Here is a 15,365-nt window from a genome sequence, read left to right as displayed (position 1 = left end):
CGGGTTAATGAACCGGCGGACGATGAAATAAACGAAACTGAATCTGAAAGCCGTTACGCAAACCGGAGTATTGGCTCTGGCCTTCCACTAAGCCGGCTTCCTGTGCCCAGGCCGATAAATCGGCCGGCTCAAAACCCAGCCATAAATCACCGCAGGATTCCCGCGCCCACACCTGATCGTGGTGACATAAATCGGTAATCAGCAGCGTACCGCCGGGTGCCAGTAATTGCGCCGCGTCGGTGAAAATGGTTTTCGGTGCCGGTACGTGGTGCAGCACCATATTGGCGGCGGCAAATTCATAACGGCCGGCCTGATGCGGCAGCAGGCTGGCGGTATCGCCGGCCACACACTGCACATTATTTAATTGTTCCTGCGCCACCCGGGCAGCACTTTTCTGCAGCATGTCCGGGGAAATATCCAGCGCGGTTACGCCGGCAAAATGTTTTGCCAGCACCGGTAAAAACGCCCCTTCGCCGGGGCCGATTTCCAGCGCTTCGCCACTGCCGCTTAAGCGTTTGGCTTTACCACTCAGGGAGGTCAGCAGAGCGGTTAAGGCATCGCCGTATTGGTCGTGCGAGGCAATTAAATCCTGCTGTTCTTTAAACTCGTGCGCGTGGCGGGCAAAAAATTCGGCGCAGGCTTCGGCGCGGCTGCTTAACACCTGCGCCACCGCCGGCGCGATATCGGTTTCAGCCTGAGCCGCATCAATGGCCTGAAACAGCGCCTTCAGCCAACGGCTGCGGTCGTCATCGGCGGTGAGCAGCGGGCGGCGGTAAAAAATGCTGTTGCCTTCGCGCTGCGTGCTCACCAGCCCGGCCTGGGCCAGCACCTTCAGATGATGGCTCAGGCTCGATTGCTTAATGTCGAACACCTGGCACAGCTCCAGCACCCCGAACGCACCTTGCCCCAGCAGCTGCAGAATGTGCAGGCGCAACGGATCACCAGCGGCTTTGCTGGCCTGGGCAAGTTCGGCAATACCCAGCGCCGGGGCGGGCATTGCGGCAGTAACAGAGGGTTGCTTGGCATTCATAAGGGCGGAGTTTAGCCCTGTGCGCAGGGTATATCAATTTTTTTCGATATAGATTTTCAGGAATTACATCACTTTACAGAACCCGCGGAACCGGCATACTCGGGGCCGCTTTGATTACAGGGATGAACCATGTCAGAACTCACCACACAAGAACTGATCGGGGCGCTGCAGCGCCTGCAGCAAAACCTCAGCCGGGTTATTCAGACTCAGCCGCATAACCTGAAACTGCTGCTGGTCACCTTGCTGTGCCGTGGCCATTTATTGCTGGAAGACGCGCCGGGGCTAGGCAAAACCACGCTGGCGCGGGCGTTGGCGCAGTCGCTGCAGTTGCGGATGAAACGCTTGCAGTGCACGCCAGATTTAATGCCGTCCGACATTACCGGCATCAGCGTGTACAACAGCGAAGAGCATAAATTCCATTTCATGCCGGGGCCGGTGTTCAGCAACGTATTGCTGGCGGATGAAATCAACCGCGCTACGCCGCGTACGCAGTCGGCGTTGCTGGAAGCCATGGCCGAAGGCACGGTCACGGCCGATCGTAAAACCTACCAGTTGCCCAATCCCTTTATGGTGCTGGCCACCCAGAACCCGGTGGAATTCAGCGGCACTTACCCCTTGCCGGAGGCGCAGCTCGACCGCTTTTTTATGCGCATCAGCCTCGGTTATCCCGATGAGCAGCAGGAAGTGGCCATGTTGCTGGCACAGCAGTCCGGCCATCCGCTCGACAAGCTGCAGGCGGTGATGACCGAACAGCAGCTGCTGGCGTTACAGGCCATGGTCGAAAAAGTAACGCTGAACGAAGCCATGGTGCGCTACATCAGCCAGTTGGTGCGGGCTACCCGTGAGCACAAGCAGGTGCGGCTGGGCGCCAGCCCGCGTGGTTCGCTGGCGCTGATGCGGGCGGCCCGGGCCATGGCGATTCTGTCGGGCAAAAAAACGGTAACGCCGGAATTTGTGCGGCCATTACTGGAGCCGGTGCTGGCACACCGGCTGATCTTCCGCGATGCCATGTTGCAGCAACCGGCCGCCCGCGCTGAATTCTGGCAGCAGATTATTGCCAGCGTTGCGGTGCCGGATTTTCCGGCGGCTGTAGCCGGATAAGTAGACGGATAAATTGCTGATGAATCGTGCACCGGGGCTGGAGGCCCCACAACATCCGTTACTGCAGTGGCTGGCGCAGCACATTACCGCCCCGCGTTTATTGTGGCTGCTGGCGCTGCTGTGTTTTCTGATTGCCTGGAACCGGGGTATTGCCTTGCTGTACGGGCTGCTGGCCTTAATTCTGGCCTTGTTGCTGGTCAGCTGGGTGTTGCCCGGCTGGATGATGCGCGGTTTGCAGGTGCAGCGGCAGGTGCTGGGTAATGCGGTGGCCGGGGGCGCGGTACGGCTGCGCTACCGCTTTGCGGGCCGCCGGCCGGTGTTTTATCTGCATATCCGCGAACAGCTGCCGGGAACGGAGCAGGCGGATGGTCATTTTCTGGCGCAGATTCGTCCCGATGATGAACTGACGCTGTCATACACCACGCCGCAGCGCGGTGTGTTCACGCTGCCACCGGTGCAGCTCAGTTGCGCCTGGCCTTTTGGGTTTATTGAACGGCAATTACCCGCCACTGGCCCCGGGCTGGAATTATTGGTGTGGCCGCAGTGGTTTCCGGTGCGTCAGTTGCCGCAGCCGGCGACCGACAATCCGGTGATGGAAGGCGCTGATTCCTTTTTAAGCCGGGGCGCGCACAGTGAATTTGCCGGCGTGCGGCCCTACCGCGATGGCGATTCCATGCGGCTGGTGCACTGGGCGGCTTCGGCCCGCCAGCAGCAACTGGTGGTGCGGGAATTTCACAGTTACGACACGCCGTCCTGGTTAATGATTGTTGATGCGCAGGCTGGTAATGCGCTGGGGCAGGGCGCCGACACTACCTTTGAATACGCGCTGCAAATAGCGGCTTCGTTGCTGCATTACGCACAGGAAAACCATTTGCGGCTGACGCTGGTGATCAGTGGCCGGCAGCCCCTGCGGTTAACGCTGGAGCCGGGCACCCGCGATCTGCGCGATCACCTCGATGCGCTGGCGCGGGTAACTGATGATGGCGATACGCCCTACGCCCAGATTATTCAGCAGGAGCTGGCGGCATTGCAGGAGCAGCCGGTGCTGCTGACCGTGCGGCGCAGCAGTCAACCGCTGGCCGTAACGCCCCGGGGCGGGCATCTGGATGTGGTGTACGCCGACGACAGTTTTGTGCATCCGTTACAGCACTATCCGGAAGGCTGGCGCACCCTGAAGCCGGGGGTGCTGCAATTACAGTTACACCGGCGCAGTCAGTTGGCGCAGATATTTGCCAGCGGCAAGGGGGCCTTATGATCCGGCGGCCGGCGGTGTTTTTCTGGTTAAGCCTGCAATTGGCTATTACCGCGGCGGGGGTGCTGGGCACAATGTTGTCCCCCGCTCTGGGTGTGCTGGCCGGGCTGATTTTTTTGCCGGCCAATTTTATGGTGTTGCGCAAAGCCTGGCAGGCGCGGGAACAGATTGAGCGCAACAAACCACTGGCCGATGCCATTGCCGTGGCCGGGTTGGCGCTATTTTTAGTGCTGTTACTCAGCGCCAGTTTAATGCCGGCACTGGTGGCGTTATTATTGCTGGCGACCCTGGCGATGAATGCGCAATTAAACCGCTGGCGAAAATTCTATGTGGCGCAATTAATCAGCTTTGTTTTATTGCTGGCCGGCGCCGGCGACGCCACCAGTGGCCATTATTTATGGGTGATGGCGCTGTACTGTCTGGCGGCGGCGTTCTCGCTCAGTGAAGCCTGGCTGGATCAGGGTGATATTCGTTCTGTTGGCGACAGAGGTGAAAGAGGCGAAAGCCGGGCTGCCCGGCAGGGCCCGGGTGCCGGGGCGCGGGCAGTGGCCGGTCTGCTGACCATGCTGGTGGCCTTTATGATTTATGTGCTGATGCCGCGTCCGGATGCCTTGAACTGGGGTGGGCAGGAATCGTCAGCCGGCGATTTTTATCACAATGAACAGTGGCAGCAGCAGGGCCGTGATCGTCACGATAATCTGCAGCAAAAACCGCAACAGGAAGCGGATTTTAATCCGCAGCGCGCGCAGCAGAAATTTCAGGAATTAACCAATTTAAACAGCAGCGGCGACGGTGCGTATCGTTACGATGGCTTTGGCGATCAATTTGATATCCGCAGCAGCGACCGCAGTGGCGGCGTCGATTTAAATGCCATTGTGGCGCGGCTGCAGGCCGAGCAGGGCGCCTATTTAAAAATACGCACCTTCGATACCTTCGATGGCGTCAGCTGGTCGGTCAGTAATGCGGATATCGCCCGCAAATTAACCACCGACCGTCGTGGCCATGCCAGCCTGAACAGCAGCCGGGATGGGGCTTTTCAGCAGGTGATTACCATTGAACAACCCATGCCGGCCTGGCTGCCGGCGGCGGCCGATCCGGTCGCCTTATGGGTACCGGCCAGTGCCATCGCGCTGGATATGTTTGCTCAGCCACTGTTACCGGGCCCGCTGCTGCCGGGCACCCGCTATACGGTACAGTCAGCACGGGAATTACAGGATAACCGGCCGCTGTCGCGCGCACCGGCGGCGGACGCTGCCGATTTGCAGATACCGGACGATCAGGATCCGCGTATTAAAAACCTGGCTATGCAGGTAACCAAAACGGGCCAGAATCCATACCAGAAAGCGCAATTGCTGGAGCAGCATTTACGCACGCAGTACGCCTACAGTTTTGCCTCCATTACCGAGTCGCAGGGGCAAACTCCGCTGGCGAAGTTTTTGTTTGAAGATAAACAAGGGCATTGCGAATACTTTGCCAGCGCCATGACCATTATGCTGCGCACACTGAATATTCCGGCGCGCTTAGTGACCGGTTTCAGCGCCACCACGCGCAACCCGTTGACCGGCTATTTTGATATTCGCGCCATTGATGGCCATGCCTGGACCGAAGCCTGGATTGATGGCCGCTGGGTGACCTTTGAACCCACGGCTTATTACGATTTACCGCCGCCGGATCAGGGGCGTTTTACCGCCGAACAAATCAGCCGTTACGCGCAGGATTTTATTAAGCGCAATCAGCAGGGCAATGCCGACGGCGAGTGGACGCTAACTGGTTTAATCAGTGCGTTATGGCTGCAGATTTATACCGCCGTGGTGCTGGTATTAGCCGGACTTCAATGGCTGATGATCACGCTGTTGCCACTATGGGTTACTGCGCTGGTGGTCGTGGCCATTGCCTGGCTGACCCGTCCCTATTGGCAGGTGCATGCTCGTGCCTGGCTCAGTAACCGGCGCATTCAGCGCTACCAGCCGCTGCACAGCCGGCTGGCACTGGATTTTTATCTGCACCATTTACAACGTATGGCGGAACAGCGGTTACCGCCGCGCCAGCTGGATGAACTGATCGAGCACTGGACCGCTGCGCTGCAGCAACAATACGGCGACCATGCCGAATTTCAGCAGCTGGCCGCTGCCGTAAACCGGCTGGTGTATCAGAACGACGAGGTAGATGTGCGCGAATTGCAGCAACTGGTATTGCAGGTGTCAGCGTTGCTGCGATGAGCAGCGTTGTATTAACGGCATGGTTCACTATACTGGACGTAAATACAGTGTCTGCAGATTGCTATGCGTTTAATCATTGCCGAAAAACCCAGCCTGGGCCGGGCCATTGCCGAGGTGTTGCCGAAGCCGCACAGCAAAGGTGAAGGCTTTGTGCGCGCGGCCAATGGCGATGTGGTGAGCTGGTGCATCGGACATTTGCTGGAGCAGGCAGAGCCTGAAGCCTACGATCCGGTGTTTAAACAATGGCGCGCTGAGCATCTGCCCATTATTCCGCCGCAGTGGCAACTGCAGCCCAAGTCACAAACCCGCAAACAACTGAGCGTATTGCGCGGGCTGGTAAAAGAGGCCAGCCAGCTGGTGCATGCCGGCGACCCCGACCGCGAAGGTCAGTTGCTGGTGGATGAAGTGATCAGCTATCTGAAAGTACCCGCCGCCAAGCGCGACAGTATGCAGCGCTTGCTGATCAGCGACCTGAACCCCGAGGCGGTGCGCCGGGCCTTGCAGCAATTACGCCCCAACAGCGAGTTTATTCCCTTATCGGTATCGGCCCTGGCGCGTTCACGCGCCGACTGGTTGTACGGCATTAATTTAACCCGCGCCTTTACCTTACGTGGTCGCGCCAGCGGGATGAATGCGGTGTTGTCGGTGGGGCGGGTACAAACGCCGGTGCTGGGCTTGGTCGTACGCCGCGACGAGGAGATTAACCGCTTCGTCAGCCGGCCATTTTATGAAGTGCAGGCCGCCATTCATTTGAGCGAGCAACAGCCGCTGAGTTTTTACGCGCAATGGCAACCCAGCGAAGCCTGTGCCGCCCATCAGGACGAAGATGGCCGGGTACTGAACCCGAAACTGGCGCACAACGTCGCGGCGCGTATCCGCAACCAGCCAGCCCAGGTTGAGAGTGCCGAGCGCAAAGCGCACAAGCAGGTGGCGCCGCTGCCGTACAGCTTGTCGGCGTTGCAGATTGATGCCGCCAAAGCATTGGGCATGAGCGCCCAGCAAGTGCTGGATACGGCGCAGTCGTTGTACGAAAAACACCAATTGATTACCTACCCGCGTTCCGACTGTCGTTATTTACCCAAAGAACATCAGGCCGATGCCGCCGCCGTACTGCAGGCGGTAACGTCGCATTGCCCGGCGTTGCAGCCGTTATTAACCCAGGCCAATGTTAGTGGCCGTTGCCGCGCCTTTGATGACAGCAAAGTGGGTGCTCACCATGCCATTATTCCGACGCAGAAAATGGCCGGAAAATCAGCCTTAAATGGCTATGAAGCGAAACTCTATGAATTAATTGCACGCCAGTACGCGGCGCAGTTTTTTCCACCCTGGCAGTACGCCGACTACAAAATCAGCCTGACCATTAGCGGTGGCTTATTCACCGCCAGCCAGCGGCAAACCACCGCGCCGGGCTGGAAAGTTATATTGGGTAAAAAACAGCAGGACGAAGCGGGCGGGGCTGTCAATTTGCCGGAATTAAACGCCGGTCAAATATTGTGGAGCGGCGAGCCGCAGGTGCAGGAAAAACATACCCAGCCGCCAGCGCCTTTTACCGATGCCACCCTGTTAGCCGCCATGACCAATATTGGCCGCTATGTGCAGGACAGTGCTCTGCGCGCCATTCTGAAAGAAACGGACGGGCTGGGTACCGAAGCCACCCGCGCCGGCATTATCGAATTATTATTCAAACGCCGGTTTTTACAGCGCGAGGGCAAAAGTATCCGCTCTACCGAGTTGGGCCGGGCACTTATTACCGCACTGCCGGAGCAAACCAGCCGCCCGGATATGACTGCACAGTGGGAGCGTCAGCTGAACGATATTGCCCAGCGCGAGTGCCGTTACGACGATTTTATGCAGCCCATGCAGCAGCAATTACAGCAGTTGGTGCAACAGGCGCTGACCACACAAATTCGGGCGGTGGCGTTGCCGGCCGGAAAGGCGGCGGGTAAAAAGCGTTATAGCGGTGCGCGCAAAAAGGCGGCTCGCCCAGCCAAAGGATAATGCTGCGGCATCAATGCAGCAGTTGTTTCATTAGCGCCCCCACCTGGGCGTGGGTCATAAAGCCACTGAATTGTTCCAGCGCATAATCGGGCCCGGCCACAATCACCGGCACCGGACTGGCGGTATGGGTGCCGGTACTCCACACCACGTTCTGTTGAGCGGCCAGCTCACGTGCCAGCAGGTTCAGATGCACATCATCGCCATACACATAAAAAGCAGAAAAGTCGTGGATGTGCGGAAATTCCTGTGCGCTCAGATCGCTGTGCCCCGCCCGATAAAAGCGGTTGGGCGAGCGACGCAGAATGCGCTGCGCCTGTTCTTCGGTAATGCGGAAATCCATGCTGTTATTGACCGCGTTTATTAATGACGCTGGTGTGGGTTTACCATGCTCACCGTTACGGCTGGCTTCAGCCCAGAGCGTGTAAAAACTCTGCTGCTGGTTATACAGACGGTCGAGCAACGAGAGTTCACCAAAATTAAAGTTGGGCGCAAATTCCTGCCCGGCAAACGCTACGCCAGGCAGGGTTGTGGGTGCAGGAATATCCGCTGCGCTGTAGGAGAAACCGAAGCCGCCAGTTTCATGGTCGGCCGTTAATATCACCAGCGTATCGTTGCGCTTTTCAGCCCAGTTCACCACCACCTGAATGGTTTCGTCAAAGCGAAGTAATTCATGCAATAAACCGCCGGCATCATTATTGTGGCCAGCCCAGTCAATCTGGCCGCCTTCCACCATCAGAAAAAATCCCTGCTCATGCTGGCTGAGTAAATTCAGCGCCGCTTCGGTCATTTCTGTCAGGCTGGGTTGCGTGCGTTGTGGCTGTGAATTTTCCAGCAGGGCATCCGGCAGGGCGGAACTGGCGAATAATCCCAACACCGGAAATGTGTCTACCGTCTGTAGTTGCTCGCGGTTAAACGCCAGTTGATAACCCTGTTGTTGGGCGACGGTTAATAAATTGCGCGAGTCGGTGCGTTTGGACTGCACTGGCAAGCCAGCCGCCACAATGTTCTTCTGCTGTTGCGGACTGATTAACGCGGGATTATCCGGTAAAAAATAACGCAGCCCACCGGACAGCATCACATCCACGCCGCTGTGTAATAAATCGGTGGCGATTGCATTTTCAAAGCGCCGGTGAGTTTGATGCGCTGCAAAGCTGGCGGGGGTAGCGTGAGTGATGCGGGTGTCCGACACCAATCCGGTGGCTTTGCCGAGGCGCTTAGCCTGCTGCAATACCGTTTCTACCCGGTCGCCGCGTGCGTTCAGGCCAATCATTTCACTGCCAGAGGCTTCGCCAATGGCCAGTTGGGTGGCGGAGCAGGCCGAATCCACCACCAGCGCATTGTGCGGGCCGGTATCGGACAGCAGCGTTTTACCCTGCTGCATTAACTGGCTGACGGCTGTGGGTCGTTCGCCATAAATACTGTTGGGCGCTCGGCGGGCATAGGTTTCCAGCAAGCCGAATTGCGCCGGTCCCATGCCATCACCAATCAGCAGAATAATATTTTTTACTTTCGCTGGCGCTGCTGGCTCATGGGCCGGGCTGCAGCCCAGCAGTAACAGGCTGGTGATCAGTAGTATTAATTTCATCGGCAGATACCTGCTGGAACGACGCTTTGTCATAGTCGGTGGTTATATTCGCGTTACTATACTGTCTGCATCCCGGTTAAGGATATTGCTTATGACGTCATTGCCCATATTACCAGCCATCGTTCTGGTGTTGTTACTGACCGGTTGTGCCTCCGTGCCAGCCGTTGATAACGAGACGGCTCAGCTGGGGCCACGGCCATTTTATTTGTTGAATACCTTGCCGGATGGGGAATTAAAATCCCGTTTAGAGGCCTGCACAAAAGGCCCCTTTGTGGCGCACGATTTTTCCATTGGTCATCGCGGTGCACCGATGCAGTTTCCGGAACATACCAAAGAATCCTATGAAGCGGCGGCCATTATGGGCGCTGGTATTCTCGAATGTGATGTTACGTTCACGGCCGATGGCGAACTGGTGTGCCGCCATGCTCAATGCGATTTGCATCAGACCACCGATATTCTGTTAAAACCGGAACTGGCACAAAAATGCCGTCAGCCTTTTGTGCCGGCAGAGGGTGACCAGCCGGCATCGGCACAATGCTGCACCAGCGACATTACGCTGGCGGAATTCAAAACCCTGTGCGGCAAAATGGATGGCTTTAACCCGGCAGCGAAAACAGCAGAAGAATTTTTGCAGGGCACACCGGGCTGGCGTACCGATTTATACAGCCAGTGCGGCACCGTTCTGTCGCATAAAGAAAGTGTGGCGCTGTTTCAGCAGCTGGGCCGGAAAATGACACCGGAATTAAAAGCACCGCAGGTGAATATGCCGTTCACCTCGGCGCAGATCACCCAGCCGTATAGCCGTGAGCAAAATGCCCAACAGTTGGTGGATGAATTGCGCACCGCTGGTGTGTCACCATCGGATGTTTGGCTGCAGTCCTTTGAGTGGCCGGATATTGAATATTGGCTGACCCGGGAACCGGAATTTGGCCGTCAGGCGGTGTGGCTGGTGGAGGATTACGCGGCGGCGGGTTTTGATCCGCAGCAACCGAAAACCTGGCCTGAAGAATTAAAACAACGGAAAGCCAAGGGTCTGAATATTATTGCTCCGGCGCAGTGGATGCTGGTGCAGAATCAGAATGGGCGCATCGCACCATCGGATTTTGCGGTTATGGCGAAGCAGGCCGGATTACAGATCATCAGCTGGTCACTGGAACGCTCTGGTCCTCTATATCCTGCAGGCGCAGAGCAAAAGGGAGGAGGTTGGTATTACCAGAGCATTGGGGAAATTACCCGCAGTGATGCGGTGACGCTGGAGCTGCTGCATGTGCTGGCTCAGGATGTCGGCGTCATCGGCGTATTTTCTGACTGGCCGGCGACCACCACCTTTTATGCCAATTGCATGCTGTAACCCCCGGGGTGATATCAGCTCAGCCTGATTCACGTCTTTCGGCATTCCTGTAATTGCCCTGTCATATTCGTAGTTCAGGATACCGCCCTGATATTCAGGTAATTCAGGGTGTTTCTATGCACAAGCAACCAGCGGTGCCTCTTATTGATCTGGCAGCAGACGAGCCGTTATCCAACGCCTCGGATAATCCGCATTTCAGTGACTTACTGGCCACCCGCATCAGTCGCCGGCGTTTATTGGGCGGTGGCGGTGCACTGGCTGCGGCGCTGACACTGCCGGGTTTATTGACGGCCTGTGCCGCAACCAGAGTCGCAGCGGCTAAATCTTTACTGGGGTTTGAGGCCATACCGGCACTCACGCTGGATAAGGTAACGGTTCCCGCGGGTTACACCACGCAAACGCTACTGCCCTGGGGAACGCCGTTATTGCCGGGTGCTGCCGATTTCAAAACCGATGCATCGGACAGTGCGGCTGAGCAGGCACTGCAGGTTGGCTCGCATCACGATGGTATGCATTTTTTCCCGATTGATTTACCGGCGGGTGGAAACAGCTCAGCGGAAGGGCTGTTGGTGATGAATCACGAATACTGCGATCCGGATCTGTTGCATACGCAAGGCGCATTGGGCTTACCGCGGCCGCTGGCACAGGTGGAAAAAGAACTGGCGGCCCACGGCGTCAGTGTGGCGCACATCAAACTGGATGATGCCGGCCAGTGGCAACTGGTGCGTAACAGCCGGTTTAATCGCCGTATTACCGGTACTACGAAAATGGACATTGCCGGGCCGTTGCGTGGTCATATCTGTATGCAGACGGCGTTCAGTCCGGAAGGTATTTCTGCCCGTGGCACGCTGAATAACTGCTCGATGGGCGTAACGCCCTGGGGCACTTATTTAACCTGCGAAGAAAACTGGGCCGATTGTTTTATTAATCGCGATACCGATATTCCACGCAGCCACTACCGTTACGGTATTCGTGCCGATAACAGCAAATATCACTGGCATACGGCACAGCCACAAGCCGATATTGTGCGCCGTTTTGATGCCACCGCAACGGCAGATACTGCCATGCAGGATTACCGCAACGAACCGCATCAGTTTGGCTGGATGGTGGAGATTGATCCGTTTAATCCGGATTCCACACCACGCAAACACACGGCGCTAGGGCGTTTCGCGCATGAGGGCATTATTTTCCATAAAGCCGTGGAAGGTCAGCCACTGGTGGCGTACTCGGGCGATGATTCCCGCTTTGAGTACATTTATAAATTTGTCAGCCGCGAGGCCTATTTCCAGGCCAGTGCCGGCCCGCATTTGCTCGAGAACGGTACTCTGTATGTGGCGGTATTTCATGACGACGGCCGTGGCGAATGGCGGGCGCTGGATATTAATAATACGGAATTCCAGCAGCGTGCTGCGCAGGCGGGCGTTACCTTCGCCGATCAGGCGGATGTGTTGCTGAATACCCGTTTGGCGGCCGATGTGATGGGTGCCACCAAAATGGACCGGCCGGAGTGGGGCGCGGTGCATCCGCACAGCGGCGAGGTGTATTTCACTCTGACCAATAACGATAAACGCCGTTCTGATGAAACCGATGCGGTGAATCCGCGCGCGCGCAATCAATACGGCCATATTATCCGCTGGCGTGAGCAGGGTTTACCGCAGGCGCAACATTTTGCGTGGGATGTATTCTGGTTCGGCGGCCCTGCCGGCACAGCACAGCCGCAGCACAAGACCACAACGTCCGCTGCCAGCGAAATTGCCTGCCCCGATGGTTTATGGTTCGACGCCGACGGCCGTCTGTGGATTCAGACCGATATCAGTAATTCCAGTGCCTTATTGGGCAGTGCCGCATTCGGCCATAACGGCATGTACGCGGCCGATCCAAGCACTGGTGAATTACGCCGGTTTTTATCCGGACCCAATGGCTGTGAAGTCACCGGCGTGGTCAGCACGCCCGATCAGACCACGCTGTTTGTGAATATCCAGCACCCCGGCGAAGGCTCAACCCCCACGAATTTTACCAGCCATTGGCCGGATGGTGGCCGCTCGCGTCCGCGTTCAGCCACGGTGGCCATACGCCGTATAAATGGCAAAAAAATCGGTGCGTAATTTTTTTAAAGGAGCTTATAAAATGAAATTAATGAACGTATTGCCGGTATTACTGGCGGTGGTGTTGTCCGCTTGTGGAACGTCCGCAACACAGAAAATAAATACCGCTTCAGCTGCTCAGCAGCAAGGCACGGTGTTGCGCTTTGCCGTGCTGGGCGATGCCGAACCAAAACCCAAAGCTGAGTTTCCCGGTGTTGCAGCGGCGGTGCAGGATATTAATGCGATGGCAGAAAAAAGCCGGCTGGATTTTGTGGTGGGAGTAGGTGATATCGCGCACAAAGGCACTTTACTGCAATACGACAACGTCACCCCGGTTCTGCAGCAGTTAAGCCTGCCGTTTTACCCCATTATGGGCAATGAAGAACACGGCAGTACGGTGGAGCGCTTTCTGGAATACGCCAATCGCTGGAATAACGGCAAAGCGATGATCAACAGCCCGCGTTACATACAGGAATACGACAGCGTGGCGCTGGTGTACGCCTCGCCGGATTTCGGCCGTGATTTTAATGATGACGGTGTGGCCTGGATACAGCAGGAAATTCAGCGCCTGGCACCTAAGCCGGTACTGCTGATTGTGCATGGCGCTCAGGCCGGCGTGTATCCGGAAAATGCTGAAAAAGGCATTCATAATGCGAACTTTTCTGCGGTGATTGAACAATCTAACCTGGCAGCGGTTATTTCCGGTGATCTGCATATGGATATGAACCGCACTCAGCATTCAAAACAAATCGGTCATGTGCATTATCTGCATATCCCGGCGCTTGAACGCACGAAAATTCCGGATGAAAACCGCCACGTACCGATGTTCCGGGTATTCAGTATCGACGCCGGTGGCAATGTGTTGGTCGAAACCTATCAGACAGGCAAGCGCGAAGCACTTGCCCGTCATCGCTATGAATTTACGTTGCCGCGCTAAGCGCGGCTGCCATCACCACCATGGGCAATCACTTCACCCTGCGACCAGAGTTTCCATTCGCCGGGCTGGTAAATATCCCATTGCTCATCGGTGGTTAACGGCTCGGTGGCAATAATGCTGACCACATCGTTGGGAGTGGTGACGGCGCTGAAATCGACGGTGACATCCGCGTCTTTTAATTGTGCGGCACCAAACGGTGCGCGGCGGGTGATGCTGGCCAGTTTGGTGCTGCAATAGGTAAACAGCCAGTCGCCGTTACTTAGTAAACAATTAAATACCCCTTGTGCGGCGTATTCTTCCGCTAACTCCGCCAGGGTGGCGGCCAGTTGGTGCGGCATGGCATCGCGGGGCAAGACATGATGAATGCGGTTCATTAAATCGCAGAAAATGGTTTCGCTGTCGGTGTCGCCCACCGGCTCATAGGGGCCGGGCTGGCGGGTAAAATGCGGCAGCTGGCCGTTGTGGGCGAACACCCAGTTACGGCCCCAGAGTTCACGCACAAAGGGGTGGGTATTCGCTAAGCAAATATCCCCGACATTGGCCTGGCGGATATGGCAGATGGCTGTTTTGCTTTTAATCGGATAATTCTGCACCAGTTCCGCCACCGGCGAACTGACACTGGGTTGCGGGTCCAGAAACAAACGCACGCCTTTGCCTTCATAAAAGGCCACGCCCCAGCCGTCTTTATGCGGGCCGGTATTGCCACCGCGCTGGGTTAAGCCGGTAAAGCTGAAGCACAGGTCGGTGGGGGTGTTGGCGCTCATGCCCAGGAGTTCGCACATATTGTTTCCCTTTCTGTTTCGGCGCAGTGTAACCAGAAATAAAAAACCCCGGAATCCCGGGGTTTTTTATGTTCAGAATTTATAAAAACCCTGAATTATTTAACCAGCGTCAGCCACTCAGGTTTGTACGGCGCTTTACCGGTAACCTGGTCGAAGTACATGGTTTGCAGCTTTTCCGTTACCGGGCCACGGCTGCCGATACCGATGGCGCGGCCATCCAGCATGCGGATGGGCAGAACTTCCGCGGCAGTACCGGTAAAGAAGGCTTCATCAGCAATGTACACTTCGTCGCGGGTGATGCGTTTTTCGCGCACTTCGTAACCCAGTGACTTGGCCATTTCGATGATGGTGCGGCGGGTAATGCCGTCCAGACAGGCGGTCAGCTCCGGGGTGTAAATCACGCCGTCACGGACGATGAAGAAGTTTTCACCAGAGCCTTCGGCCACGTAGCCTTCCGGATCCAGCAGCAGCGCTTCTTCACAACCGCTGTCGATGGCTTCGCGCAGCGCCAGCATGGAGTTGATGTAGTTACCGTTGGCTTTGGCCTTACACATAGTGATGTTCACATGGTGGCGGGTAAAGCTGGAGGTACGGATTTTAATGCCCTGGGTTTTGGCTTCTTCGCCCATGTAGGCCGGCCATTCCCAGGCCGCAACCATCACGTGCACTTTCAGGTTTTCGGCACGCAGACCCATGCCTTCTGAACCGAAAAACACCATCGGGCGCAGGTAGGCGCTGTTCAGGTTGTTTTCACGCACGGCGGCACGCTGAGCTTCGTTGATTTCGTCTTTGCTGAACGGCATTTTCATGCCCAGGATTTTCGCCGAATTGAACAGCCGGTCGGTGTGTTCCTGCAGGCGGAAAATAGCCGCACCCTGCGGAGTTTCGTAAGCGCGCACGCCTTCAAAAACGCCCATACCGTAGTGCAGTGTGTGAGTCAGTACGTGAACCTTGGCTTCGCGCCAGTCAACCAACTCACCGTCTAACCAGATCAGACCATCGCGGTCGGACATGGAAGGTAGCATA

General features: G+C 56.6%; 11 protein-coding genes. 7 read left to right on the top strand and 4 right to left on the bottom strand.

All coding sequences use genetic code 11. From position 1 onward, the window contains the following. Nucleotides 1–4: 4 nt before the first annotated feature. On the bottom strand, nt 5–1,030 hold the full coding sequence (locus GJQ55_RS12170; protein ID WP_228345230.1) for a metalloregulator ArsR/SmtB family transcription factor: 1,026 nt from the start codon (nt 1,028–1,030) through the stop codon (nt 5–7). A gap of 129 nt (nt 1,031–1,159) precedes the next feature. Between GJQ55_RS12170 and GJQ55_RS12165 the strand changes: the two genes are divergently transcribed. From GJQ55_RS12165 to GJQ55_RS12150, 4 genes are all read left to right on the top strand, one after another. Then, the gene (locus tag GJQ55_RS12165) at nt 1,160–2,131 is read left to right on the top strand and encodes an AAA family ATPase (RefSeq protein ID WP_228345229.1); all 972 of its coding nucleotides are present in this window, start codon (nt 1,160–1,162) and stop codon (nt 2,129–2,131) included. Between the two features lie 19 nt (nt 2,132–2,150). Continuing rightward, nucleotides 2,151–3,386 (top strand): DUF58 domain-containing protein, encoded by a 1,236-nt coding sequence (locus GJQ55_RS12160; protein ID WP_228345228.1) that lies wholly within the window; start codon nt 2,151–2,153, stop codon nt 3,384–3,386. Next, the gene (locus GJQ55_RS12155; RefSeq protein ID WP_228345227.1) at nt 3,383–5,602 is read left to right on the top strand and encodes a transglutaminase TgpA family protein; all 2,220 of its coding nucleotides are present in this window, start codon (nt 3,383–3,385) and stop codon (nt 5,600–5,602) included. The genes GJQ55_RS12160 and GJQ55_RS12155 overlap by 4 nt, the downstream gene beginning before the upstream one ends. Before the next feature lie 63 nt (nt 5,603–5,665). Further along, a complete protein-coding gene (locus GJQ55_RS12150) occupies nt 5,666–7,600 on the top strand; it encodes a DNA topoisomerase III (RefSeq protein WP_228345226.1) in 1,935 nt (644 codons plus the stop codon). A 10-nt stretch (nt 7,601–7,610) separates the two neighbouring features. On the opposite strand, the gene GJQ55_RS12145 is transcribed toward GJQ55_RS12150, so the two are convergent. Next, nucleotides 7,611–9,185: an alkaline phosphatase gene (locus GJQ55_RS12145; protein ID WP_228345225.1), complete on the bottom strand. Its 1,575-nt coding sequence runs from the start codon at nt 9,183–9,185 to the stop codon at nt 7,611–7,613. 91 nt (nt 9,186–9,276) lie between these two features. On the opposite strand from GJQ55_RS12145, the gene GJQ55_RS12140 reads away from it, so the two are divergent. The 3 genes from GJQ55_RS12140 to GJQ55_RS12130 all read left to right on the top strand — a co-directional run bounded on the left by GJQ55_RS12140 (nt 9,277) and on the right by GJQ55_RS12130 (nt 13,557). Then, entirely contained in the window at nt 9,277–10,536 is a 1,260-nt protein-coding gene (locus tag GJQ55_RS12140; protein ID WP_228345224.1) for a glycerophosphodiester phosphodiesterase family protein, read from the top strand. A 116-nt stretch (nt 10,537–10,652) separates the two neighbouring features. Beyond that, nucleotides 10,653–12,641: a PhoX family protein gene (locus GJQ55_RS12135; RefSeq protein WP_228345223.1), complete on the top strand. Its 1,989-nt coding sequence runs from the start codon at nt 10,653–10,655 to the stop codon at nt 12,639–12,641. A gap of 22 nt (nt 12,642–12,663) precedes the next feature. Beyond that, a complete protein-coding gene (locus GJQ55_RS12130) occupies nt 12,664–13,557 on the top strand; it encodes a metallophosphoesterase family protein (RefSeq protein WP_228345222.1) in 894 nt (297 codons plus the stop codon). Here the strand turns inward: GJQ55_RS12130 and GJQ55_RS12125 are convergent. After that, a complete protein-coding gene (locus GJQ55_RS12125; protein WP_228345221.1) occupies nt 13,554–14,339 on the bottom strand; it encodes a class II glutamine amidotransferase in 786 nt (261 codons plus the stop codon). The genes GJQ55_RS12130 and GJQ55_RS12125 overlap by 4 nt on opposite strands. Before the next feature lie 95 nt (nt 14,340–14,434). After that, a complete protein-coding gene (locus GJQ55_RS12120) occupies nt 14,435–15,364 on the bottom strand; it encodes a branched-chain amino acid transaminase (RefSeq protein WP_228345220.1) in 930 nt (309 codons plus the stop codon). Nucleotide 15,365: the final 1 nt, after the last annotated feature.

Origin of the sequence: Venatoribacter cucullus (assembly GCF_016132445.1) — a bacterium.
GTDB lineage: Bacteria > Pseudomonadota > Gammaproteobacteria > Pseudomonadales > Oceanobacteraceae > Venatoribacter > Venatoribacter cucullus.
This window is presented reverse-complemented; position numbering and strand designations above follow the sequence as displayed.